Origin of the sequence: Halorubrum sp. SP9, from assembly GCF_005435015.1 — an archaeon.
Taxonomy (GTDB): domain Archaea; phylum Halobacteriota; class Halobacteria; order Halobacteriales; family Haloferacaceae; genus Halorubrum; species Halorubrum sodomense.
In genome coordinates, this window is the sequence record NZ_SGXU01000017.1 from 34569 (window position 1) to 60182 (window position 25614).

Below are 25614 nucleotides of genomic sequence, written 5' to 3' on the forward strand. Positions count from 1 at the left end.
AGATACGAGGAGAGTACCGATCGGGGACCGCACAATGAGTTCTGAGAAGGACTCCTCGGAACCGCCGGGTGACTCGACTTCCGACACCGACACGCGACCCGAGCGGCGCTCGCCGCCGACTCCGGACCGTGCTCCGCCTCGGTCCGACTCGGGGTCGATCGTCGACCGAATCACCACTCGGCACGCCGTCGGTGTCGCAGTGATGCTGGCGCTTGCTGCGGGACTGTTCGTCGCTCCCAGCGTGTTCGGCGCCGTAACCGGTCCGGACGGCACCGTCGCCGTGATCGAAATCGACGGAGCGATAGACTCGTCGACAGCACAACATGTCGAGGACAACCTCCGTGACGCCCGCATGAACGACTCCATCCAGGCGGTCGTCCTGGAGGTCGACAGCGGTGGCGGCCTGCCAGCACAGAGCGAACGGATGTACGCTGCGGTTGACCGAACCGCCTCGGTGATGCCGGTGTACGCCGCGGTAGATACGCTCGGTGCGTCCGGCGCGTATCTCGCGATTGCGCCCGCCGATCGCATCTACGTTGCTCCGTCCGCGCAGGCGGTCGGCAGCGTCGGTGTTGCGGGGGCTGCGCCGGCTCCAAACGGACCGAACGCGGGTACGACCGGCCCGGACAAACGAGGTAGCGATCCGGACGCACAACGTGAGCGCCGACAAACACTCGCCAACCTCTTCATCGAGAACGTGATCGAACAGCGCGGCGACGAGATCGAACTCGACCGTGAAGCGATCGCACATGCCGACGCATACCTCGGAACCGAGGCCGTTGCCAACGGATTCGCGGACCGGTTCGGGTTCGTTGATGGAGCAGTCGCCGACGCCGCGGCCGAAGCCGGTATCGACGACTACGCGGTCGACACGCGTCGCACCGAAACTCGCGTTCCGAGGAGCATTCCGCTGTTACAACAGGACGACGGCACCGTCGTCGTTGTCGACGACTCTGAAAGCGGTCTCAACGACGACCTCATTCTCGCGGTGGCGCCGCAAACGTGGGACGAGACCGTCGGCGAGGAGATAGTTATGACAAGCTACACCGGACGACTGACCGCGGACCAACCCGTTAGCGAGACGAACGCCGACGACACCGGCGCGCAACACGACGATCCCGACGCGACGAACGGGGGTGAGGCCGCATGAGCGTGAATCTCCGAACAGCAATCGGCGTATTCGCGCTCGTATTCCTGGCTGTTGTCGGCGTCGCCGCAGCCGGTGGCGTCCTCTTAGATGCGGCCCCGCCAGACACTGAGCCCGTCGCAGACGACCACTGGCGACTGGACGTCGTCGAACCGGAGACCGTCAGCGAGGGCGGTGAGATCGAAATGGAGAGCAACGAGCCGTCGAACACGGTCATCGTCCACCTTGGAAGCAGCACGACTGGCGCCGGTGGCGGGCTACCAGTGCTGCCGGTTGAGGACGGTAACGTCCCTACGGAGGCAGATATCGGGACGCTCGGTGGTGAACGGCGTGGCGTCACACCGCTTACCACAGCACTCATCGAGAACGGCCACGAGGTTCGGTTCTACGGCGGCATCGGCAGTGGTGAGCGGCTCCAGTCGCTGCTCGCTGACGCGGACGCGTTCGTGACGACCGCCCCCGGCGCACTCTCGGGACCGGACGCTGATGCCGTCAACTCATTCGTTGATGCGGGTGGTCGAACCCTCGTCGCAAGCGACCCGGGCAGCGCCGGGGCATTGACCGACTTCGGCTCCCCGTTCGGTGTCTACGGTGACGCCGGCTACGTGTACGACATGGAGCACAACGACGCGAGCTACCTCAGCGTCCTCGTTGAACCACCCGAGTCGACACCGCTCACTGACGGGGTTGAGCAGGTCGTCCTTCGCGGTGCTGCGTCTGTGGGCTCCGCCGACGACTCGGCAGCGCTCACGACGGCGGAGACGTCGCGGCGTTCCACCACTCGGGAGCCCGGCTCATACACGGTCGCAGTACGGAGCGAGTCACTCGCTGTGGTCGGAGACTCGAGTTTCCTCGCGCCCGAAAACGCCCGTCGCGCCGATAACGGCGTCTTCATCGGGAACCTCGCGGACTTCCTCGTGAGCGGTGACGCGCCTGACGTGTCGTTCGGACCGCCGACCGGACCGGGCGGCGGTACTCCGCCAGGCGGGAGTGTGCCGCCCGGTGGCCCGACGCCGCCTGAGCCGCCGGAGAACGCGACGGCTTAGTATCAGTTCATCAGCCGCTGCGTGAATTTTTGATCGAACGCTCCCGTAGGACTAACCGCCGATGCCGTTCGTGATGTCCGGAGAAACCAACGGGGTGAGTCGCGGCTAACCGATTCCAATAAGAGCCTTGTACAACCTTGTCGAATCTGTCCGCGGCCGCGTCAATCCGGTCGACGGGATACTCGGGCGGCCAAGGAGGGACTCCGCCGTGGGCTGTCATCTTCGCATTCGAGACGCGTTTGTATTGGTTAGTGACAGCTTTGGCGACGATACAGGGCCGTCAACTGTTCCCCAGACCGAGACGAACTCTCAAATCTCACTCGCTGTCCGCCAGCACACGCCAGCCGTTCAAAAGTACCCTTCAACGACGCTAACCACGCCGTTTCCAGCTTCGATCTTGGCACACTCGTTCGGATCGCTGCCGAGAAGGCAGTCTGCGCGGTCGCCCACACCGTTATCGAGTCGGACGTCTACCCGGTAGACCGCGCGGTCGAGACGGGTCTGGATGCTGATGGTGTCTCGTGGACCGACGGAGACGGTCCGAGTGAAGGCGGTCTCGCCGTCGTGGTCGGTGATTGTGACGTGAACGTCGTGCGTACTATCGTCGTAATTCCTGAGTACCAGACTCTCACCGCTAACTCGACGTGTACCTGGGTTTCCTGCGTGGTCGGTTGTGCGATGTTCAGCGCGATGAGCCTCTCTTGCGGGCATGTGCGGACGGTGGAAGTCCAGTCCGTAATAAGTTGAGTCACCGTTACGGGACGTGAAACACCGATTTTCCTACTTCGCTGATCTGTGTCGACGCTGTCACTGGCCCGGAAACACCGGACCCACGTATATGTCACCTCAACACACTGTGGTGAATATGCGACTTGAGACAGAATCGCTCGGTAAGCAGTACTCTGAGGGCATCTGGGGGGTCCGAGATGTCACGCTTCAACTCGGTGCTGGCGTCCACGGGCTTGTCGGGCCGAACGGTGCCGGGAAGTCCACTCTCATGCGGATGCTCACGACAGTGACGGCGCCAACAGAGGGAGCGATTTACTGGGACGGAACCCGGGTGAGCGAATCGCCGGACACCGTCCGAAGCGTGCTCGGGTATCTTCCGCAGGATTTCGATACCTACCCCATGTTAACGCTTGAGGAATATCTCCAGTATGTGGCGGCGCTGCGGGGGCTCGACTCCGAAACGGCGAGCGCGCGGATCGAAGCGTTACTTGAGCTCGTCAACCTCACCGACGTGCGTGATAGGCGGCTGGACGCCTTCTCCGGTGGAATGCACCAACGAGCTGGAATCGCCCAAGCGTTGCTGAACGACCCCGAGCTGTTGGTCGTCGACGAACCGACCGTCGGCCTCGACCCTGAGGAGCGCGTTCGCATGCGGAACGCGCTGGCCGACACCGCTGACGATCGGGTCGTGATATTCTCGACGCACGTCGTCGCCGACATCGAGGCGACGGCTGACACGGTTACCGTCCTGGAAGACGGACAGCTACTCACTCACGCACCGACCGAGTCGTTGATCCAGTCCGTCGACGGCGAGGTCTACGAGTGCCGAGTCTCTCGGTCAACGCTGGAGCAGCTCCGACAAGAGTTCCCCATCTGTAACACTGTCCGACGGGCAGACGGCGTTGACGTTCGGCTTGTCGCGGAGGACCCGCCAACCACCGACGCCGAGCAGGTCGCCGCATCGCTCGAAGACGCGTATCTCCGAACAGTCACTCATGCGAACTGACGTCCGCCGAGCCTATCAGATTGCTCGGGCCGATCTTATCGCTCGCGTTCGGTCGCGAAAGCTACTCATCTTTTTTGCCGTTGTCATCTACGTCGGCTACCTGATCAACTCGGGTTCGTTCGGAGTCTTCTATATGGTTTCCAACGGGCCGAACGTCAACGGCGCGCTGACCTCTCACCTCGTCGGGCTCAACGCGGGAATGGCCGGATCAGCGGTCATGCTTCTGGCCGGGTTCTACGTGCTTCGCGGGTCGCTCGAACGCGATGACCGCCACGGGCACTTCCCGGTCGTAACCAGTTCACAGACCAGTAAACCGGTGTATCTCCTCGGCAAACTACTGAGCAACATTGCCGTCGGCGTTCTCACCGCGGCGGTACTCGCAGGCGCGGCGGTCGTCAATCATTCGATCTACGGCGTCGGCGCCACCGACCCAATTGCCATCAGCTGGCCGGTCTTTGTGATGGTCGTACCACTTACCGTGTTTGTTGGCGCGGTCGCGATGCTGTTTGGCACGATCAGTCCGCTCGCTGGAACTCTCGGTCGGATAGCGTACTTTTTCGGAGCCATTTTTTTGCTCTCCGCCCAGTCGGCGCGTCCGGAAACCGCAGTCCCGGCCGCTGTCCCGACGACTGTGAAAGCGCTCGATATTGTGGGGCTCACCCTCGCGTACGATCTCACCTTCGAGTCAATACAGGCCGCGGTACCGGGATTCGAGAGTAGCTTTGCGAACTTCGGGACGGGGGGATCCAACGCGCAGACGTTCCGGTACGAGGGAGGCCCGTGGCCGGCGTGGTTCTTCGCCCAGCGATTGGGTACGGTCGTCGTCGGGCTTGCCGTGACGCTGGTCGCGGCACTGCCGTTTGACTGGTTCCAAGGGACCGACGGGGTGGTGACAAAGGTACGTCAGCGCCTCCCCTTCGACGAGACTCCCTCAGAGACTGCGGCACAGACAGCGTCCAATCCGCAAACTCCGACGGACGCGACTGATTCGGCTTCGTCCGCTTCGACCGTTGTTGCGGATGTCACGATTCCTCCGGTTCCCCGTCGCGATGCCGGCGGCTTCCGACGCGTTCTCACAATGGAACTGCGACGGCTTCTCCGCGGACAACCGCGTTGGTGGTACCTCGGTGCGGGGCTATTAGCGGTCGTACCAACTGGAATCGCCCTCACTGGGGGTGGCACCGAGGGGGCTGCCCGGGGACTGCTTTCGCTGGTCGCGGTCTGGCCGCTCTTTGTTTGGTCACAGATTGGATCACAGACCGCCCGCCACGGGATCTGCCCCCAGATTCTTACGTCCGATTATCCGGTCGGTCAGCTCGTCGCAGAATGGATTGCCGGCTGTTTAGTCACCGTCGTCGTCGGGGCCGGGGCGTTTGCGGTCGCCGTGGCCACGGGTGGCCCCGCCGCACTCATCGGCGTGGCAGGTCTCGTCATCTTCCCGCCGTCGCTCGCGCTCGCTGCCGGACTGTGGACCGGGTCGCCTCGGCTGTTCGAAGCCTTGTATCTCGGACTGTGGTACGTCGGTCCGCTCAACGGCGGATTCGTCGCTGACTTCGCCGGCGTCACCGCTCGGGGCACGGCGTTGGGAGTCCCCATCGCCTTCGCCGCCGTCGGCGTCGGCCTCGTCGTTGTCGCCGCACAGACGCGGCGGGTTTACGCGAATCTGCGATAGGTGCCTTCGGAGATTCGCCGCGAGTTACAGCGGTAGCGAGGCGAAGGTCACCCGTTCACGGGTGGGATGAAGCCGACAACTAGGAATCTATCCACGTTCGTAGGCACGGCTGGGGTTGAATACCTACATAATATCTTTAGCGTGAAAGGATGTCAGTCCGAACTTCCTTCCGGGAAGGACGTCGACGACATCCGCGTGCTGAGGTCGCCGTTCCGTATCAGGACGTAGCCAACGGTCAAGGCGACCACGCAGAGCACGGCACCCGCGTTCACGATGCCATACAGCTGTACGAACTCCGACGGGCCGGTAAACGCCGGCCGGAGGAGCATCGCTGCTCGGGCGCCTCCCTCGGCGACGTTCGAGAGACCGTAAATGTTGTTCAGTGCGAAATTGGTCATGAAATGGAGCCCTATCGGAAGCGCGAGCGAATTGGTCCACACGTATGCCGCACCGAGGAGCAACCCCAATATCATGCGGAACCCGAACGCACTAATCGAGCCCGGAAGGTGGAACACAGTGAATATCAGCGAGGAAGCGACAACACCGGCTATCACCGCGCCGCGGTCTGAGATCCACCGTCCGCGAAGCCCCTCGACGGCGTTGGTCAGAACGATGCCGCGAAACATCACCTCCTCCCAGAAGGCCGTCAAGGCCCACTGAATGGTGAACACCCCGAACCCAAGAGCGAACGGTAACGCGTTCGCCCCGACCCCTCCGGAGGCCACTTCCGCGATCGTCGCCCAGCCCGCGGCCAAGTTTACGAGGGGCGCCACCGAGAGCCCCACGAGGGCTACGACACTACCGACTGTGAACTCTGTCAGCCATGCCGCACCGACGTCGAATCCGTACTCGCCCAGCGGTCGCTGGTCGACGTGCTTCGCAAAGACGACGGCCATCGCCAGGACGACCAACGCAGAAATTAGGTTGACGATGCCCCCCGTGACCGAGACGGGGAGCTCAGCCCCTGCGAGCAGGACGCCTGGCAGAACGTACACCCCGATGAACATGACGCTACACGCAATGAGCACGCGCCAGACGGCACGAGGACGCCCTTCCGTTCTGTTCCAGAGTGCCGAGACGATGCGTCCACTAATCCCGTCACGGATGTCTCGTCGGTCGGCATCACCCGAGCGGGACGCGGTTCGTCCGCGGTCGACTTCGCTGTCTGCTTCGGTCATCTGCGGCTGAATATACGACCGCATCAAAAAAGAGGAATTTTCCTGGCTTCACAGGCTGAAGCTACCGCTTTCTCGTGAGCGGTGATACTACTTCAGACCCTCATTCCGGCTGTTCGGAATCGAGCTGCGATCAGTCTCGACGGGGGATCCACAGCCCGTACAGGATCAGCCCCAACCCAACGAACTCGGGTAGCTGGAGAAGACTGTTGATCACTTGGAGCGGCAAGTCCCCGAAATACGTCAGTGTCAGCGCTAACGGAGCCTGTACGAATAACGTCAGCACGAACCCGACTGCGATATACAACATCGGACGACTCTGGTTTTGCCGGTATGCGGCGTACGCGAGATAGCTGATCCCCAACCCGAGTATCATCGGGATCGCTTCGCTCACTCGCCGAACCGTTCGTAGCGTGTCGAGGTCGACCAACTGAAGCGGTGTCTCAAACATCTCAGGAGCCCTCTACGAACTGCGTGAACCGGTCGATCATCCGTTTGCGGCGTGACACGGTGACCTCGAATCCCTCTTCATCAAGGTCGAGTTCGATCCCGTCGAGTACCGTTCGATAGAGCTTGTAGTTCTTGCCGTCGGTGACTGGCTGGACATCTTCGGTGATCAAGTCGTATTTGCGGAGCCGCTCGAGTCGTCGGTATACTGTCGGTTCAGAGACACCGGCGCAGTCGCTGAGATCTGCGGCCGACTGCGGCTCTTTCTTCGCCTCGATGAGGATCGTGCGTGCACACTCGTCACCCAGAAGCTCCGCGAGTTCCTCGGGGTCATGTACATCTGACACGATAACTACTCCGTGCGGTAATTGACCGATATAGATTGTGCCGGTCTAACGGTTCTGGTCGGATTCTGTCAGTGAAACGCATGGCACCAATCTTTACCCGTTGCTCATCGAGACACGTGCTGGAACGAACGGGTGGCACATCCGTGGCCCGGAATATCGTATTCAACCGGATTCCACTGTCCGATACCCGTATACAACCGAACAACTGATTTGGCCGTCATAACTGTCAGCCCGTATGGACACGCGCCCTCCAGTGAGTATTCTTCTCCCGACGGTCAGGTGGACTGACGCGTGCGAGGACGTCGCGGCTCAACTGACGCCGGAAGACGAGTTGCTGATCATCCATGACAACGGTTCGGACCCCGTGGCCGGCCGCGATGATATCCCGGCGTGCGTCCAACTGATAGCCGCCGGATCACCGACAGCATGCTCGGGAAAGGCGAACGCGATCGCCGCGGGAATGGACGCAGCGTCCCGCGATCACATCGTCTGGACGGACGACGACTTCACGCATCCGCCGGATTGGCTCGATACGCTTTGCGCTGACTACGAAGAACACGGCCCGACAACTGAGCTCCCGGTCTTTGTCGGCCAAGATCCGCTCGCTGTCCTCCTCGAACCAATCTATGCGCTCGGCGGGACGCTCGGCACATATCTCGGTGACCACGCTTGGGGCGGTGCCGTTATGTTCCGCCGTGACGACCTCGACGAGAGTGCGTTGCTCTCCGATCTCCGCCAGACGATCAGCGATGATGGACTCCTCGGCGAGCACGTCTCCGTCACCCCGGTTCGACGTGGCCGCAGGGTTCCGATCGGCGGAACCATCCGTCAGACCGTCGAACGGCACGTTCGTTTTAACCAAATTTTTGCTACCCACGACCCGACAGCAGCGATGGTGTCCGCCGGTCTACTGGTCGCTATCCTTGTCGGTTGCGTCACGAATCCGCTACTCGGAGTTCTCCTCACAGCCTCCGTCGCAGGGGTCTACGTGCTATTCGGGATTCGACGACTGTCGGCTTTGCTCACCGTTCCGGCCTTCGTTGTCAGTGTCCCGTTGGCCGCGTACTCGTTTTTCCGTGACTCGTTCGTGTGGGGAGGTCGCCGATACTACTGGCGTTCGAAATTTGATGTCGAGGTCGAAGGGGGAGAGACGAACTGACCGCGCCCTTTAGCTGAATTGAGTCGGCAGTTTCGTTTCGAGAGTTCGCGTCAAACGCTCCTATCGGCTGCGGTCGTACGACCCTCTCTCACGGAATGTCAAGAGCGCCCACAACCCCCACGTCGTCGGTACGGAGAGCGCGAGCCCATTTAACGGCGAATAGACCGCCGTTCCAACGGCGAACGCCGTCACTAACCATACCAAAAGCGCTAGCTCTTTCGCTTGTATCCCTCCCAACATCTCGTATACACAGTATGGCGTTCAATTCAAAGCGGTACCGTCGCGTTTCAGCGTCGGAAACGCAGTCTACGAGCCGAGCGGGCCGAATGCCTCGGGGCTTGAATCCCGGGCAGTTCACACGAATACAAGGAGGAAGCCCACGGCTTTGGCCGTGGGAGGAATCCGACTGTCGGGTAGTCCGGTATCGGATCGCTCCCGGGGTTCGCAATGAACTGTTTCTGACTCAGAATCGAGGAGCAATACTAAACCTTCACCCGACGAAGTGGTACGTATGAACCGTGACCGACCCGCTTGGAGCCGGGGTCAGTTAGCCTTGAGGTCTACGTTCATGCCGACGAGAACCGCTCACGGAGCGACGTCTGTCCGCCAATGACCGAAGAGCCAGGCGACGCAATTCCGCTGAATGCCTTCCCGGATCCCGCCCTCGCTTATTCGATCGAAAATCAGGACGCCCGTATCACCAATACGAATCAGGCATTTCACGATCGCTTCGGGGATCTCGCATCTGACGTATCTGTCTCCGAGTTGTTTGATCGGTTCCCAACGCAGCGTACGACCGGCGATAGTGACCCGCTAACTCACTTAGTTCGAAACGAGCGTGTCGGAATCTACCTGGATAACAGCAGCAGCGCTGGTCCTTTCTTCGTTCGTGTTGCCCCGTCAGAACCGGCTGCCGGTTACCTCATCTTCTCTGATTTGCAGTACTGTCCGGAGGCTGACGAACCGCTCGGTATCAACCATGTCAGTAGCGTCGTCAGTCACGACCTCCGTAATCCGCTCGATGTTGCGAAAGCGCACCTTCAGGCCGCTCAAGAAACCGGGGATGAGACTCACTTCGAGTCGGTTGCCGACGCGCACGACCGGATGGAGCAGATCATTCGCGACGTGTTGACACTGACGCGAGGCAGTGGAGCTATCGACCCGTCACAGCAGGTGTCGATAGAGACCGCAGCGACGGCGGCGTGGAAGTCGATTGACACCGACGGCGTTACACTTCAACTCTCTACGCCATTGCCGACCGTGTCGGCCGATCCGGACCGGCTCCAGCGGCTCTTCGAGAACCTCTTTCGCAATAGCGTGGAACACGGCTCTGGCACTGACACGACTGCCGCCGAGACCGCCGATCAACAGCCTACCGAACGTTCGACAGGAGAGCCCACCGACACTGATGTCACTACTACCATCACCGTCGGCGGCTCACCTGACGGGTTCTATATCGCAGACGACGGACCGGGAATTCCGTCGCAGAACCGGGACGTAGCGTTTGAACCGGGGTATTCCACCCAAACCGGGGGGACTGGGCTCGGCCTGGCTATCGTCGAACAGATTGCCGACGCTCACGGGTGGCAAATTGAACTTACCGCCTCGAGTACTGGCGGGGCACGAATTGAGATCTCACTGTGAGCTAATCCAGCGTCAGAGGCGGAGTTCACTGAACCAACGCAGAGGATATTATCTTCGGTACGCTTGTGGTCACATATGCGCGGTGTGCCCTCCACAGTACCGCACCAGTCAGTCGCCGACCTCATTATCATCGTCGCGAATATCCTGCCCTTAATCGGCGTCTTCATCGGCGACTGGAACGTCTGGACGCTCTTGTTTCTCTACTGGATAGAGGCAGTTAGTACGGTGCTCCTCGGCGCGCTGAAGTCGTTGTTCGCAAAGCAGGGGTCACCTGATGTCGTCGGGCAACGAGAACCTCTCCACGAACTACGACAGAAGCGAGGCGGTTGGCGTCCACTCCCGTCGCTCCCACCACTGTACCCGCGAAATGTGCCATTTGCGCTTTCAATGATCGGTATCTGGGGCTCTACTGTCCTGCCAATTTCCGTACTCTCGTGGGCAACGACCGAGACGCCGGTAGCGATGTCGTGGGAGGTTGGCCTGAGCGTCGGGGCGCTCTTGATAGCCCAGGCCGCCGAGTTCAGCGTCGACTACCTTGGGACAAAACGGTACGAAGACGTGTCCGCTCGCGAAATCTTACAGCGGCCGACGCAACTAACCGTGGGGGTGATGCTACTTGGCGTACTCGCGCTCACTGCGAGTCAGTTGACGGGTGTCGCTGTGCTTGGCGGATTTGTGGTCGTGAAGACGGCCCTCTCTGTGTCGTGGGAATCTACTGGACCGATTGCGAGAACCCTCCAAGCCTGGTTCGATCGCCTGAGCGACGACCGGGAACTGAGCCGTCCACAGCCAGAGCCGGACCTCCCAGACGAGGAGGTTCAGTCGCGGGTGACTGTGAGCCCGAAGTCAGTGCTGCTCGGAAGCATCAGTACCATACTGTTGACTGTGATCAATCGTGGGGTGGCGCTGCTTCTGCTCGGAGTGTGTGCCGCAATGCTCACCGGACGTCTCGTATGGGGCGGTGTCGGCCTGGCCGTGGTGTTGTGTGTCTTTGCTGTCCGGATCGGGAGCTACTATCTCCGGTACGGGACGATCGAGTACCAACGGCGTGGCGATACATTAATCGCGTACGATACTGTTCTCGAAGCCCCGCAATGGACCGTTCCGGTTCACTCGCGAGCCCAGTTCGAAATCAAGAACGCAATTCCCGACCGACTGTTTGACACCGGAACGCTACGCATCTCGGACGTCAAGGCGACGCCAACGAACACAGTCCAATTTGGTCCCGTCGCTGATTTGGACAGCGCGATCGAGACGCTCGGGTTGCCTGTCAGACATGATGGACGCCCCGATCAGGACCCCGCAGTTGTGGGTGCCGCGCTCATGCTAGCACTGTTTTTCGCAGGAGTGCCGCTGCTCCTACTCGGCTCGTCTCAGGTGAGTGGGGCAGAGGCGGCCGGAGGTTTGGTGTTGATCGCACCGTTTTTTCTCATGCTGATCGGGGTCCTTCTGTATGCGATGCTCGCACGGATCTAACGGGATGCGAGCGCGGACCACGTGTGTCACTCCGAGTCACAGGCTCATCACTCTCTCCAGTGGGTGCTACCGTTGTGCGGATTTCGCGGCCAAGACTGAGAACAGACTCCCACTGCTCCCGAGACCCGGGAATTGTGTACGCTTCGCTACCCATGTGCTCCGCGAGCGTTGTCTGGACGTTCTTCGGGTCACCGACCCGCCGAAATTCCAGAGCGCGCCCTCCGGTGACCTCAACTGATGCTGCTCCATAGCCGAACAGTGAACCGTCTCGAAATCAGGCCCAAGACACTCGCGTCGGTCATCTGCGGAGCGCCGTCTTGACGAGGCTCCGCTACGACCGCCGGTCGATCTCGCTTCAACAGCGCGCGTCGAAGTCGCCTACGGTGTCCACGAAAACGGCGTGAGATATGCTCGCCGGCGCCGCGCTCACTCGTCGCCGCCGTCCGTGAGGATCTCCACGTCCGTCGCCTCCTCGGGCTCGGACAACGACGGCTCTTCCGCCGGCTCGTCGGTCGGTTCGTCCATCTCCTTTCGCGACCACTCTCCCGGATGATGTCCGTGACACATGGTGTATAATGACATGATGGCTGCGGACGATTAAGTCCTCGGTCGGATTCGGCCCGAATCGGAGTCGAGAACGCCTCGAAGCCTCGGTCTGGCGAGTTCCGGCGGTCGGGCCGCTGTCGGTTGGGTCCGACGGGACGAGAGGGACTCCCCGCCGCCAGTCAGAGAACGACGAACAAAACATATCCCGCGACAACCGTGAGCGCGGTCCACAGCAGGAACTGCTTCGCCTGGCTTTGCTGCTCCGGGCTGAGGTCGCCAATTGACATGGTCCCTCGTCGAACCGACGGCATCTAAATCCCCGCCACTCACCGGGTCCCTCGTGGCCTTGAGCTTCGTCACACCCGCGATGTCTCCGTCGGAGGGGGTACCCCGTTCGGCGATCAGGGAGAACAGCGCGACCGCGAGCGGAGAGTCGCGGGCAACGCGGCCCCGACTGCGACGGCGAGGTTGATCAGGAGTGGTACCAGTGCGTAGGTGTTGGTGGCGCGCACCGAGGTCGACAGCGGGCTTACTGCGGTGGATTGCCCGGAACTCCCGGCTATACCGCGACGGCGTCACGATCTTCGAGAGCGTCTTATCACCGAGCGAGACGGCCGCGAGACGTCTCAGGGCGGCCAAAGCCCGCCCACACTGGAGAGGCCCACGTCTCCTCTGTGATGTGGCTGAGAGACGCAACTCGGCCGTCGTCAGGTAGAGCAACAAGCAGAGTTTCAGACTTAGAAGCACTGACTCTCGATTTAACAGGTCGCCCGTGTTCGATAGGGTTGTGACAATGACAGGTCCCGCGATCGAAATGGACGGATTGAGCAAACAGTTCGGTGACGTGACCGCTGTCGATAGTATCGATCTGACCGTTGAATCGGGTGAGATCTTCGGCTTTTTAGGCCCGAACGGGGCCGGAAAGTCCACGACGATCAACCTGCTGTTGGACTTCGTGAGACCGACGAGTGGAGCTGCCTCAATGCTCGGACTAGACGTTTCGAAGGACCGGGAGACGCTCCACCGCCGGATCGGTGTCGTTCCCGAGAACTACGGGCTGTACGACAGACTGAGCGGTCGGCGACACGTGGAACTCGCGGCCGAACTGAAAGACGCTGACGACGACCCCGACGAGCTACTCGATCGGGTCGGCCTCTCACGAGAAGACGCGAACCGGCCCGCCGGCGACTACTCGACGGGAATGAGCCAGCGACTCGCCTTAGCGATGGCGCTTGTCGGTGCGCCTGATCTGCTCATCCTCGACGAACCGACCAGCGGTCTCGATCCGAACGGCGCCCGGGAACTCAGAGAGATCATTCGTGCGGAAAACGACCGTGGCGTGACGGTGTTCTTTTCGAGCCATATTCTCGAACAGGTCGAAGCCGTCGCCGACCGTGTCGGTATCATGAACGAGGGAGAGCTCGTCGCCATTGACAGTATCAGCCGTCTCAGACGCCAACTCGACACTGGAGCACAGGTGATACTCGACGTGGACCGCGAGCCTGAGCAAAATCTGGGTGGCCTCCCGAATGTACGCGACATCGACGTAGGCGACGGGACCGTTCGGGGAACCTGTCTTGAACCGGCGGCGAAACTCCAGTTCATCGACCGGGTTCGAGAGCTGACGTCGGTCACCGACGTGCGGATCGAGGAGTCATCACTTGAGGATCTGTTCGCAAGCTATACCGGTGAAGACAGGACGGACGGTGAGGCCGAAGCCGTCGTCCCGGGTGGTGTCGCGTAATGAGCGTTCGCACCATCGCCCGGAAAGATCTGGCTGATGCCAGTCGATCGAAGGCCCTGTGGGCGGTCACCTTAATCGTCCTCTTGTCAACGGCCGGGACCACGGCACTCCTCGCAGTAACCAGCGACATGGCAGCCGGTGAGGTGTTCTCCCTCTCATTTCAACTCGCCGTGACGATGCTTCCAATCGTTGCGCTCGTACTCGCCAAAGGGGCAATCACTGCCGAGCGGGAGTCGGGGTCGCTGCGAGTCTTGCTGGGCTTGCCGCCGTCACGTCGGGACGTTCTCGTCGGGAAACTCCTCGGACGGACTGCCCTGATGCTCGTCGCCACGCTTACCAGCGGGTTCGTGACGGGGCTCGTCGTTCTCACGACGCTGGGCGGGACGTTCGGTTTACTGGCGGCATTTATCGGATTTCTCGGCCTCATGGGTGTGGCGTTCGTCGCTATCGGAGTGGGGATCTCCGCGGGGAGTTCGAGCGACAGTCGTGCTACCGCCGTCGCCGTCGGAGCCTACATGATCTTGGTCGCGCTGTGGAACCTCATCCAGAGTGCCATCCAGTACGGCGCCGTCGAACTGGGTCTGATAGCCGATGGCGGCGAGCCGGCATGGTTAAAATTGGTCGGGTTGTTCCCGCCAAACCGCGCCGCGAGGGCCGCCTATCGGAGCACTGTTGAGGGGCAGTTCTTCGGAACGGACCCGTTCGCGTCGGTCTGGCTGCCGGTTCTCGTCCTGTTGGCCTGGATCTTGGTCCCTGTTACGGTCGGATATGTCCGTCTCCGTGACGCCCAGATCGGGTGACAGCTGAGATTGTGAAGGCGAGCGGTTCGTTGTCGCTCGGTAGTGGACGAAAGACCGCTCGGCAGGCGCTGCGTGGACGGCACGAATGATCGCGGAGCAGGGATTTCCTTGATCTAACCACAGTACAATAGGGCCGCTGGCGGTGGAGGGCCGATGCGCAGCGGGGTGGCGGCTAACAAAGCGCCAAAGCGGGGGAGGGGGGAGGTGATGAGAAATCCCACCAACTGGGCCACGGCGATGGGACGAGCTCAACAGTCGGATACTTGCTTACAGGCCGCCTCCGACCGGCGGCTACGTGAATCATATAGCCCTTACAACATCAATCCAACAGCAGTGTTTCACGCCATGAAACGCGGTCACAGTGGGGTTTCAGCGTTTCTGTCCCTGAGACACGGAACGAGGCGTATGTGGGGAGCAAGGAACCACCATCCATGACCAGCGACGCCTCGCGAGGCGAATCGAGCCCGGAGATCGCCGTGTCGGGTTCCACGACACCCGCGAATTCCGACGCAGGTCGAGTCTACACCTGGCTTTCACGGACTGGGTCCTATATCAAAGGGGGACTCTCCGTGATTGCGATCGCAGGTAGGGTGGCGGCAATCCCGTTTTTGGCGTTTGGATCACTGGCAGCGATCGGTGGTGAAGAGTCAAGCCTCGCAGGAGGTGCCATTATCGGACTCGGCTGTGTCGCCCTGTTAGTCGCGTACGGCCGGACGGTTCGCGTCAACCGTCCTCGATGCGGCCTGAACCGCCCCGAGGTCGAGTCCCGAGGCACTCAACCCCGCTCCGGGCAGGGAAACCCAATAGTTCGGTGATCGCTCGGTGGCCTGACGTGAGGCCAGTCAGCCGGTTTCGTTCGTCTGACCGAGATCGGAGAACGATTCACCGACTCGAAGGGCGATGGGCTCACCCTCATCAGTGGAGCCGATCGAAATGGCAACCAGTTCCTCCGCGGGATTTGTAATCGTGAACGAGCGATTAAGTTGCGATGTACCCGCAATCTCCGTATCCGCGAGCGCTAAATCGACTCGATACTCGCCGGCGGTGGTCCACACGTCGGCATAGGCGACGATGTTACTGTCACCACCCGACTCGGTGGACGGGACGTCGAATGAGGTGTCCAGAACCGTGTCTCCATTCGGGTCCACAATCTGGATCGTCCCGCTCACCTCGTGATTCAGTTGATTGAGGAGATTCACTTCCTCAAAAATTTGATTGCCAACCGCATCAAGGACTGCTGTACAGCCCGCAGTCGAGGCGATCGCGGCGCTGGCACCGATTGTGATCGCTCGACGTCGAGTAACGGACGTGGACGGTGAACGCGTGTTCTGGGTCATCGTTGGAGGGCGTGGTGTTGGTATGGTAGTGGGGAGGTAACCCTGTATCGGGTCGCTCGAACACTGAAGTCCGAGTTGTCGGATGGACTGAGACATCCTGGTGAATGTCTCGGGGTCGTTCGGAACTGCGTGAGTCGGGACTCCATCAGTTAAATTCCACGACTGCCTCGATGTCGCCATCATCGAGCGACACAGAGAGTTCCTCAGCAGACGCGACAAACTGTTCTCGGTGGTGGCCGTCGATAGCAACTTGGCACTCGCTGGTAACCAAGCCAGCGTCTTTGAGGGCGTTGAGACGCCGGTACGCAGTCGGTCGAGAGACGTCTGCCGCTTCAGCGACGGCGCGGCCGCCACGCGGCTCATCGGCGACCGCCTCAAACACCCTGCGGGTGTACTCATCGCCGAGTAGATCGAGCAGCTCAGCGGCTGACGGTGAAGGCGTATCTTCGCGGTCGGGACCTCTGTGGACTGGCTTCCGTGCTGCCATACAAAGATGGTATGATGGAGTCCCCTTGGTAGAATATGCTCACTATCCAGACCCAGCGGTAGGAGTGAGTCTAACTATACAGACATTCAGCTCAGTCTGTAGGTTCCTCCTCGTAGAATACGTCCAAGAGTTTCCGTTGGCTTCGACGTAGGTGATGGATCAGGGTTGATCCGGTGATATCGAGGGAGGTCGCGACCTCTTCAGCTGTACTCCCGCGGGGCGATTCGAAATACCCAGCGAGATACGCGGTCCGGAGGACCGTTGCTTGTCGGTCGGTCAATCTATCCTTGAGGTCGTTCCTGAACTCTCGTGTGGTCGTTGGCGACTCGGTAGTGTCTTGACGTGCGAGGACCGGTGCGGGCTCGTCGCCTCCGAGCTCTACGGCCAGTCGGCGAACATTAGCATCCGGGGGCACCTCAACGACTACCTGACCGGTACCGTCTTCGAAGGATGCCGATCGGACGTTCGCACCACCGGTGAGCGCAGCAACGAGCGGCGCCGACTCATCGAGTGTCAGCTCGATACGGCCGCCAGCTGCGTCCGACTGCCGGATAACACGGCCGGTTGTCACGGCTTGTAGCCCGGTCGCCTCGTCGACGACGGTGTTCACATCGCCGCCGGTCACGGTCACGTAGCAGGTGAGAGACTCCGAATCGAGCGGTACGGTACCATCAAGCGTCAGTGACACCCCACAGCGTTCGGTGAGGGTTGCGAGCGGCGAGTGAGATCTCAGTCCAAACGTAACTTCCGTGATTGTATCCGCAAAGAGGAGTTTGCGGTTCTGCCGTGCGTTGATCGCGAGCCCCGCGAGGTTACCCAATGTCTCGAAGCTTGACCGAACGTGATCGCTAAATGCGTCCGGCGTTTCAGCGTAGATTCCAATCACGCCGTAGACCCGTGACTCATACGCGAGCGGAAGCGCAAGCACAGACTGGGCACCGTCAGCAAACGCAGCAACACGGAGCCGTTCAGAAACCGAGTCGTCCTCCGCGAGCGACGCGATGAACTGTGGCTGCTGTTCGTCGATAGCCAGACGCTCCGGGGTGTTACCGTCGTCCTCGATCGTTTCTTGAATTGCCGGAAACACCTGTCCCTGATTGCCTGATACGCTGTCGACGACGAGTTCCTCAGATTCGACGACGTGTTCAGCGGTCCAGACGAACCGATATTGGTCCGACTTGCCCAGCCGTTCACGGATCGTTTCTAAGATAGCCTCACGAGAAGGGGCATCAACAAGCCCGTGAAGCACGTCCGCGATAAGTTGGTCGACGACAGTGGCGCGATCGTATTCTGATTTGAGCGTGGAAAGCTCCTTGCGCTGGGTGACGCGGTCCGTTACGTCGGAGATATAGACCGTCACAGAAGGTGTATCCGGTTCAACCGAGACCGACAACCACCGGTCGATTGACGGGTAATACTCCTCGAACGATGTCTCAGACACGGACGAGCCGCCGAAAACGTCTGAGAGGGATCCCTCGACCGACTCCGGAAACACGTCTGTGATTGCCTCGCCGCGTACGGCAACAGACGGAGCGATTTCTGCCGCGCGTTCGTTGTATTCGTCGACAATCCCATCCCTGACCGTGACGACTCCAATCGGGGCGTTCTCAAGTTGCGGATCCATTGTGGGGGTCGAAGCGACGTTGCGTTTGCTCTGTTACTGTGTCCGTTCAGCAGCCAGCTGTTTCGGTTATGATTGTTCGCGCAGTCTGTTCGGTAACGAGAGGTGAACAACGGTGCCGCCGTCGGCGGGACGTTCAAACTCAATCCCGCCGCCGAGTCGCCGAACACCCCAGTTGACAAGCCACAGGCCGATGCCGTGGTTGTGCTGAAACGGGGACTCTCCCTCGGCTTGGAACGGAGTGAGTACTCTGTCGGGGATCCCGGGACCGTCGTCACGCACCGTGATCCGTGTTTTGCCGCTGTCCGTAGCTGGTGTGGTCGTAATCTCGACTTGCGGCGAGTCACCGCCGTGTTCGACAGCGTTCTCGATGAGTTCGCTTACCACCAGCCGAAAAGTAGCTGTATCGACTGGAACGGGAGCATCTGTGGAGTACAATTGAACGGTAGCATCGGCGTCGGACTCGCGGATATCAGCCACGACAGAGTCCAGTACCGTGCCGGCTTGGCGATTGTCCGGTTGGTCGCTGTCTTGAAGCATCTGCCCGGCGGCGCGTGCCTTACCGCTGAGCTCTAAGAGACTGTTCGCAATGTCGTGGACGCGTTCAGCGTATTCTCGCACAGTCTCGTGTTCGGTAGTCTCCTGGATCGCTGCTGAATATCCCAACACCGCGTCCATGTCGTTCCGCACGTTGTGTCTCAGCACACGATTCAGCACTTGAACCCGCTCTTCGCGGTCACGCCGCCGTGTGATATCTCGCGCGATGGTGACCACACGCTGTTCACCGCCAATCTCTGCCAGCGTTGCGTTAACTTCAAGCCACACCACTTCGCCGCTGGCGGTTCGGAGTGCCCACTCGATGTCCATCGCCGGCTCACCGGATTCGGCAACGCCGCGGACAACCTCCTCGATTGCGTCCGCGTCGAACCCAAGCGCAGTCGCAGTCACCTCGTTGGGATCCATGTTCACGATGGTTTCGCGGTCATATCCGAGCAGGTCACACATGGTATCGTTGACGTCGAGAAGCTCCGCAGTCTGGGGATCGTAGATGCCGATCACGTCGGTCACGCCGTGAAATATCTGTTCGAACTCGCGTTCCCGACGCTTCCGCTCGGTGATATCTCGCTGGATCGACAGGACTCGCTGTTCACCACCGATCTCAGCCGTCGCCAACGTGACCTCGATCCACGACTGCTCCCCGTCCGGCGGCGCGAGCTTCCACTCGATGGTCTTCGGTTCACCGGAGTGTGCGACGGTCCGGATCAGTTCTGTACCGTGTTCTGCGGTGTACCCGTCTTCAGTTGCGCTGAGCCCCTGGATGCCAAGTTCACGAATGCGATCGAGATCATCGCACCCGACGAGTTCGTGGTATGAATCGTTCACGTCGACAAAGGAAGTCGTCTCTGGGTCGAAGATGGCGATCGCGTCATTGACACCGTTGAAAATCTGCTCGTACTCTCGCTCGCGGCGTTTCTGTTCGGTAATATCGCGCATCAGCGAGAGGACGCGTCGCTGTCCGCCTACGGTCGCGACTGTGAGGTTCGCTTCGATGAGACGATGGTCACCCCGAGCAGTCTCAATTCGCCACTCAACTGTCTCGTCCTCCTCGTCTTCGCCGACATCGGTAATAAGCCGTCTCGCGCGCTCGTTGGTGTACCCCTCCTCGGGAACACTGAGGTCGTCGATTCCTTGTTGGAGAATCGCGTCGTAGTCGTATCCGAACAGTTCGACATAGCTGTCGTTCACGTCGAGCATTTCACCCGTGTCAGGGTCGTGGACTGCGATCGCGGTGGTAACGCCGTTGAATATCTGCTCGTACTCACGCTCACGGCGTCGCGCATCGGTAACATCCCGGATCACGCCGACGATTCGGTCAACGGCGCCGCCTGGACCGCTGCTCGGGTACCCGCTTACCTCTACCCAGCGCGTCTCACCGTCCACGCGGAGGCGGTGGGAGAACGTGTACGGCCCCGACTCCGTATCGCGGATGTGTTCGCTCATGGCGAGTAGGTCCGAGCGATACGCCTCACGGTCCTCAGGGTGTACAGCATCGAGGACAGCCATCGGGTCGTCATACACGCGTTCGACCGGTTGATCGAACAGGTCGGCGTACGCCTCGTTGATAAATAGGACCTCTGAGAGGTCCGCCCGGGCCAGATAGACGACCTCGTCGATATGCGTCGAAATCTCGCGGAACTGACGGCGTTGCCGTCGCCGATCGGTCACGTCCGTGGCCGTCGACAACACCAACTCCTGACCGTCTATCGTGACCGTGGTCAACGTCGCCTCGACCCAAACGTGTTCACCGTCAGCCGTTTCAAGTGGCCATTCGATCGGGCCGACGGTGTCACCCCCCGTCGCGGAGGTGATAACTTCCATCGCAGCAGTTTGGTCGTATCCCTCGATATTCGCGGTGTAGTCGCCAACACGCATCGAAATGAGTTCTGCCCGATTGTATTTCAACAGCTCACAGAGCTGTTGGTTCGCATGGACTAACTCCCCCGAGTGAGGGTCGTGAAGTGTGAGCGGTTCAGAGACGTTATCGTAGATCGTTCGGTAATCTCCGGGGCTTTCACCTCGTATCGCGTCGACCGCCCGCCGAAGGACAGTGGCCGGCGACTGGGCGAGCAGTTCCCACGGGAGATACTCCGTTACGCCGGCTTCGAGCGGTTCGGCGAGCGATACCTCTGTCGGCGCCACGAATACCAGTGGTGGCGTCGCGTTCTTCGCAGCGTGCTGTACTGCCCAGTCTCTCACGTCACTCGGTGGCGCTACCGCGCCGGCGTCTGTCCGACCGGCACCCGCTGATTCAGGAGTGTCTACCGCAATTACACAGTCGAACTCCTCGAGCGAGTCACGTGCGTCGCGTCCGCTCTCTCCGATGGAAACCGCGACGTCGAGTGCGCCCTGCGCATCTCGGAGCGTTGTTTCGACCGACGCTGGCCCCACCACGCCAATCGTCGGGGATCGCTGCGGGAAGACCTGTGGCATTACGTCGTGAGTTGAAGTTTGTCCAACAATAACCTCACGCCCGTTTTGCCCGAAACCGCTGCGAACGTGGTCGCGTTCGGTGGCGACCGACCCCGCAGGGCACGACCTGTGACTGACGCTAATATGGCGGCGATAACGGCATCGGCGGTGACCGACATTGCCGGTGGGAGGGCAGTCATATTTTCTAATATGTCCGTACTCTGCCGCCCCGCGAAACGACACGTGTGCCGGACATCAGGACCGTCGTGTCGCTTACGCCGCTCGGTTCTCGCGATACGACCTTCAACGGCCACGACGCGCCCGATTCCCCTGCCGTGTCCCGTACGACAGCAAAGCCGTCGACTCCCCGCGCTCGGTCGCCGCCGCCGATCGCTGACGAACAGCTCACGAGCGGGGCTCTGGTCACAGGTTGATCTGGACGGGGCAGCGTGAGTGACCTGTGCTCGGGCGACGAAGGTGGCGAGTACCGGGGTTGTACTCTCAGAGCGAGTGCCTCAATCGCTACGCGTTGCGGGCGGCACGCTTCAGTATCTGCGGGGTTACGAGCAGATCGAGTGCCGCTATCACGAGCATGAGTATCCGGAGCAACCGATCGTCAACGATGAGGAGGGCGATTGCGGCGATGATCAGCGACGTCATCGCGGGCATGCCTACACGGAATAGCGGACTCCGGAGGAGCCCCGGTTGGTGTGACATACGCAGGTGGTACGCGGCGAGAGTAATAGCAGCAGGCGGCGTGTTTCTCGCCGAGAAGCAGTCGTCGCAGTTCCGTAGAGCACGCGTGAATGAGGCCGACTGTCCTTGCGATGTTGCGAGTCAGTCAGAGGGAAGATCCTTCTTGTTGTTGAATTTGAGAACCGTGGGGAGGTGCCGCCACGATAAGACCAACACGAGTATCCAAAAGCCAGTCCAGACATTCACGAACAGCGGTGAACCCAGTATTCCCTCACCAGCCAAGACACCCTGCTCTAGCAGTGGATTAGCTACTCGCAAAACGAGGATGTCAAACAAGAGATACGGTATCAACAGCAGTCCCGCAAAGATGGGCACCCGCCGTTGCTGTGGCAACGCAGAGAACGCTCGATACAACGGTGGGATTACGAGAAGCAACACGGTCGTTACTCCGACGGCGAGTCGGAGCAGCGGATCCATTTCCGGGAAGGCACCCCGAAGGATGACCATTTCATCGCCGCCGGACCGTGAGACGGTATAGATCCGACCGAAGGGCATCGCCGCGAAGATGAGACACAGTCCGACGGATTTCTTCGAGGGTGCGCTTCTTACTTGGATTAAATAGTAGCCGATCCACATCAGGCCATAACTAAAAACGAGGCCCGCGATCGGTGCGAAGACGATTTCAGGCGTTTTCTCACACGCAAGCTGCCAACTGTTGAAATTCCGTGGGCCCCATGCTCCGCAGATCAACCGGCCGACCGCAGTGTGCGCGATCTCGTGTAACTCGTTGTGTACAAACAGTAAGGCGACGAACGCAATGGCCCAAGAAAAGCTGACGTTGAATTCCGGTGACTCGCTACCGGTGGAATCAGAGGCCGTTTCTGACCGAATTGGCATACGTGGCGATTCGAGTGAGAGTGATTAGTTCGGTGAGCCACGTTTCTCGCCACGAAACAATACGTACCCCCCAGATCGTCTGAGAAGGCTTCCAAGACTACCACACGTCCGCTTGAAAGGCCACGGTTATTAGACGCTGTAGTCGATACGTACACAGAGTGAGTACGGGATGTACGTCAACCAGCCCAAGGTCTTACTCGTCGATGACGAAAAAGAGGTTGCTGATGCCTACGCCCTCCGATTAGAAGCGGTTGCGGATGTTTCCGTCGCGTACGGAGGCCCAGAGGCGCTGTCGATGGTCGAGGAGTCGGATCCCCCGGACACCGTCTTGTTGGACCGGCATATGCCGAACAAATCCGGAGACGATGTTCTTGCCGAACTGCGGAGCGATGACGTCCAAACCCGTGTGATAATGGTGACCGCGATCGATCCTGGGTTGGATCTCCTTGACTTGCCGTTTGATGATTACCTCTGTAAGCCCGTCGAGCGAGAAGATATTCGCACAGCTGTCGACCAGCAGTGTCAGGTGCTCGCGTATCAACTCCTTGGCGAGTATTTCAAAATGGAGTCGAAGCGATCGGTCATCGGGGCGGAGCTTGACCCGGATCGTTTGGCGGAACACGAAGAGTACAACCGGCTCGACAATCGGGTAGAAACACTTCGAGATCGGGTCTGTAGACTTATTCCGGACGCTGATGAGCTGTTAGAGACGTTTTCGGGCATTGAGAGAGAGACGTATTAAGTAGCGGACCGACTTCGAATTGAGCGGGACATGTTTGGACGCTTCGGGCGTCCGACGTATTGGTCGCTGAACACGGAGGGGTCGTTCACAAAGCGAGCAACGAGCGGCCGCCGTCCCCGCGAGTCACTTCGCTCGAAAACACCGTCACTAACAGGTTGGTTGAATCTTAACAACGGCGTGTCCGTGGTCAGCTTCGCTGTTGAACTGGCGGCAAGCCTGCTGGTCCCGATACTCACCGGGCTCACGTGTGCCGTCGCCGGGATTGTCGCACTACGACGGGGGGAGTCAACAGCCGGTGTATACGCGGACTTGGCCGTTCCGTTCGGCGTCATGTCGCTACTCTTCGGGGCTTCCGGATTCGTATACGCTGGTGTCCTCACGATAGAGACGATTGGCTTCCAATTGGTTGACTCCGCAGCAGACCGTACCATGGGTCTGCTGTTACCCGCTGTCATTCTCCCATGGACAGTATTCGCGCTTCGGTACGTGGGCCGAGGAACGCTAGTGACACGCCGCCGCGTCACTGTCGCGACCGGACTCATTCTTTCCGTTATCGGGCTCGAGTCTATCGCACTCTATAACCCGCTCAACTTCTCTACGGATCAGCGACAGCTGCTGAGCGTCACCTCGTCTGTCCTCCTCTTATCGATTTTGGCGATCGTCTCCGCCGCGATCTGGTTAGTGATATCGACCTCACGCCGTCACGACCGATTTACATGGCGAAACGGACTGTTCGCCGTTGCGCCGGTTGCCATTCCGCTGTTGGTCTTTCAAACGACCCGACCGTCTACGCCGTTGGTTAATGACCTTCTTACTCAAACGGGATTGGGTGCGGTAGCTGTCGTAATCTGGCTCAGTGTGTTCCGATACTCGCTTCTCTCGGATCGCCCCGGAACCGGGACACTCGGGGAGCGTGCGGCGGTACGCAGAATGGACGAAGCGATATTCGTTGTTGATCACAACGAACGGATCGCTCGCACAAATCCGGTAGCCGAAGATCAGTTCGGGAGAATAGATGCGGGCGTGGATATCAGTGAGGTCACGGAGTTTCACATGGAATCGCTCGCGGAGCGCGAGACAATCCGATGTCAGACGACGAGCGGACAGCGACGATTCGACCCCCGTGTTACTGAGCTTCGAAACGATCACAACGAACTCCTCGGTCACACCGTTACGCTGTTTGATGTGACTGACAGAGAAATCCGCCGGCAACGACTCCAGGTTCTCAATCGAGTCCTTCGACACAATCTGCGCAACCGGCTTGACGTGATCAAAGCCTACGCCGAAGAGACCCAAAATACTCACATCGTCCACAATGCTGACCAGCTCCACCAACTCAGTACCGAGGCTCGTCGACTCGAGAGACTCATGCAGCGCTCTGAACGGGACCAGACGGGAGCACTGCTTCAGGATATAACCGATAACGTCGTTGCTGATGTGACCGACTCCACTGCTGAGGCTGAAACGAGCATCGAAATCCCCGATGTGACAATTAATGCCGATCCCAGTCTGTGTCGGTACGCGATCGAACAACTGGTCGAAAACGCAGTTGAACACAGCGAGGGAACGCCGCCCCGCGTCGAAATCACCGCGTCAGTAAACGAGACGAGCGTCGAATTAGTCATCGCAGACAACGGTCCTGGTATCCCACAAACTGAATTAGATGTCATTGAATCTGCTGTGTTGAATAGCGATCTAATCAGCTGTTATCACGGAGTAGAAGGACGAAGCCGAGGAAATCGATTCTGTCCATGGAAGTCGATCTCCTCGACTTCGTTGAGCAGTGTCGTCGCCTAGTCAAACAAGCGTTGGGAAAGCACGCGGGCGAGCCCGCCAGCGGCGGGTTCGCCCGCTGGAAACACGTTGTGCTCCACTGTCTTCGGCTCGAAGACGGCCACAGCTACCGAGAAACGCCGAATCGGCTGA

21 protein-coding genes and 1 pseudogene are annotated in these 25614 nt (G+C 60.1%); 12 read left to right on the plus strand and 10 right to left on the minus strand.

Annotated features, from left to right (window positions below; translation table 11 throughout):
- Positions 1–34: 34 nt before the first annotated feature.
- Positions 35–1150: a S49 family peptidase gene (locus tag EXE45_RS11010; RefSeq protein ID WP_137694362.1), complete on the plus strand. Its 1116-nt coding sequence runs from the start codon at positions 35–37 to the stop codon at positions 1148–1150.
- A complete protein-coding gene (locus EXE45_RS11015; protein WP_137694363.1) occupies positions 1147–2193 on the plus strand; it encodes a hypothetical protein in 1047 nt (348 codons plus the stop codon). Before EXE45_RS11010 ends, EXE45_RS11015 begins: the two co-directional genes overlap by 4 nt.
- 348 nt (positions 2194–2541) lie before the next feature.
- Here EXE45_RS11015 and EXE45_RS11020 read toward each other — a convergent pair whose 3' ends face one another.
- The gene (locus EXE45_RS11020; RefSeq protein ID WP_137694364.1) at positions 2542–2904 is read right to left on the minus strand and encodes a hypothetical protein; all 363 of its coding nucleotides are present in this window, start codon (positions 2902–2904) and stop codon (positions 2542–2544) included.
- Positions 2905–3058: 154 nt separating this feature from the next.
- On the opposite strand from EXE45_RS11020, the gene EXE45_RS11025 reads away from it, so the two are divergent.
- Both EXE45_RS11025 and EXE45_RS11030 read left to right on the plus strand, forming a co-directional pair.
- Positions 3059–3928 (plus strand): ABC transporter ATP-binding protein, encoded by an 870-nt coding sequence (locus EXE45_RS11025; protein ID WP_137694365.1) that lies wholly within the window; start codon positions 3059–3061, stop codon positions 3926–3928.
- Positions 3918–5600, plus strand: a complete 1683-nt coding sequence (locus tag EXE45_RS11030; RefSeq protein WP_137694366.1) for a hypothetical protein — start codon at positions 3918–3920, stop codon at positions 5598–5600. The genes EXE45_RS11025 and EXE45_RS11030 overlap by 11 nt, the downstream gene beginning before the upstream one ends.
- A 152-nt stretch (positions 5601–5752) precedes the next feature.
- Here the strand turns inward: EXE45_RS11030 and EXE45_RS11035 are convergent, their stop codons facing one another.
- Together EXE45_RS11035 and EXE45_RS11045 are read right to left on the minus strand one after the other, a co-directional pair.
- Entirely contained in the window at positions 5753–6778 is a 1026-nt protein-coding gene (locus tag EXE45_RS11035) for a CPBP family intramembrane glutamic endopeptidase (protein WP_137694367.1), read from the minus strand.
- Positions 6779–7227: 449 nt separating this feature from the next.
- Positions 7228–7569, minus strand: a complete 342-nt coding sequence (locus EXE45_RS11045) for a winged helix-turn-helix domain-containing protein (protein ID WP_199233617.1) — start codon at positions 7567–7569, stop codon at positions 7228–7230.
- Positions 7570–7804: 235 nt separating this feature from the next.
- Between EXE45_RS11045 and EXE45_RS11050 the strand changes: the two genes are divergently transcribed.
- From EXE45_RS11050 to EXE45_RS11070, 5 genes are all read left to right on the plus strand, one after another.
- Positions 7805–8728: a glycosyltransferase gene (locus EXE45_RS11050; protein WP_137694370.1), complete on the plus strand. Its 924-nt coding sequence runs from the start codon at positions 7805–7807 to the stop codon at positions 8726–8728.
- A gap of 609 nt (positions 8729–9337) precedes the next feature.
- Positions 9338–10372 carry a HAMP domain-containing sensor histidine kinase gene (locus EXE45_RS11055; RefSeq protein WP_137694371.1) on the plus strand — a complete coding sequence of 345 codons (1035 nt, stop codon included), beginning with the start codon at positions 9338–9340 and terminating at the stop codon, positions 10370–10372.
- Between the two features lie 75 nt (positions 10373–10447).
- On the plus strand, positions 10448–11848 hold the full coding sequence (locus EXE45_RS21325) for a DUF6498-containing protein (RefSeq protein ID WP_241989470.1): 1401 nt from the start codon (positions 10448–10450) through the stop codon (positions 11846–11848).
- Between the two features lie 1339 nt (positions 11849–13187).
- A complete protein-coding gene (locus tag EXE45_RS11065) occupies positions 13188–14138 on the plus strand; it encodes an ABC transporter ATP-binding protein (protein ID WP_137694372.1) in 951 nt (316 codons plus the stop codon).
- Positions 14138–14938, plus strand: a complete 801-nt coding sequence (locus EXE45_RS11070; protein WP_137694373.1) for an ABC transporter permease subunit — start codon at positions 14138–14140, stop codon at positions 14936–14938. The genes EXE45_RS11065 and EXE45_RS11070 overlap by 1 nt, the downstream gene beginning before the upstream one ends.
- 842 nt (positions 14939–15780) lie before the next feature.
- On the opposite strand, the gene EXE45_RS11075 is transcribed toward EXE45_RS11070, so the two are convergent.
- The 6 genes from EXE45_RS11075 to EXE45_RS11100 form a co-directional block, all read right to left on the minus strand.
- A complete protein-coding gene (locus tag EXE45_RS11075) occupies positions 15781–16275 on the minus strand; it encodes a hypothetical protein (protein WP_137694374.1) in 495 nt (164 codons plus the stop codon).
- A gap of 145 nt (positions 16276–16420) precedes the next feature.
- Positions 16421–16762 carry a winged helix-turn-helix domain-containing protein gene (locus EXE45_RS11080; RefSeq protein ID WP_137694375.1) on the minus strand — a complete coding sequence of 114 codons (342 nt, stop codon included), beginning with the start codon at positions 16760–16762 and terminating at the stop codon, positions 16421–16423.
- Positions 16763–16853: 91 nt separating this feature from the next.
- The gene (locus tag EXE45_RS11085; protein WP_137694376.1) at positions 16854–18386 is read right to left on the minus strand and encodes a bacterio-opsin activator domain-containing protein; all 1533 of its coding nucleotides are present in this window, start codon (positions 18384–18386) and stop codon (positions 16854–16856) included.
- Between the two features lie 66 nt (positions 18387–18452).
- A complete protein-coding gene (locus tag EXE45_RS11090; protein ID WP_137694377.1) occupies positions 18453–21374 on the minus strand; it encodes a PAS domain S-box protein in 2922 nt (973 codons plus the stop codon).
- Positions 21375–21875: 501 nt separating this feature from the next.
- The gene (locus EXE45_RS11095) at positions 21876–22013 is read right to left on the minus strand and encodes a hypothetical protein (protein ID WP_241989472.1); all 138 of its coding nucleotides are present in this window, start codon (positions 22011–22013) and stop codon (positions 21876–21878) included.
- A 177-nt stretch (positions 22014–22190) separates the two neighbouring features.
- On the minus strand, positions 22191–22946 hold the full coding sequence (locus EXE45_RS11100; RefSeq protein WP_137694379.1) for a hypothetical protein: 756 nt from the start codon (positions 22944–22946) through the stop codon (positions 22191–22193).
- Between the two features lie 169 nt (positions 22947–23115).
- Between EXE45_RS11100 and EXE45_RS11105 the strand changes: the two genes are divergently transcribed.
- The gene (locus EXE45_RS11105) at positions 23116–23688 is read left to right on the plus strand and encodes a response regulator (protein WP_137694380.1); all 573 of its coding nucleotides are present in this window, start codon (positions 23116–23118) and stop codon (positions 23686–23688) included.
- Positions 23689–24381: 693 nt separating this feature from the next.
- Here the strand turns inward: EXE45_RS11105 and EXE45_RS19630 are convergent.
- On the minus strand, positions 24382–25245 hold the full coding sequence (locus tag EXE45_RS19630) for a hypothetical protein (RefSeq protein ID WP_241989473.1): 864 nt from the start codon (positions 25243–25245) through the stop codon (positions 24382–24384).
- On the opposite strand from EXE45_RS19630, the gene EXE45_RS21845 reads away from it, so the two are divergent.
- Positions 25174–25485, plus strand: coding sequence for an ATP-binding protein (locus tag EXE45_RS21845; RefSeq protein ID WP_369333753.1), 312 nt, complete (start codon positions 25174–25176; stop codon positions 25483–25485). The genes EXE45_RS19630 and EXE45_RS21845 overlap by 72 nt on opposite strands.
- Positions 25440–25614 (plus strand): annotated as a pseudogene (locus tag EXE45_RS11115) (IS5/IS1182 family transposase); the annotation flags it as partial. The gene EXE45_RS21845 and the pseudogene EXE45_RS11115, both read left to right, overlap by 46 nt.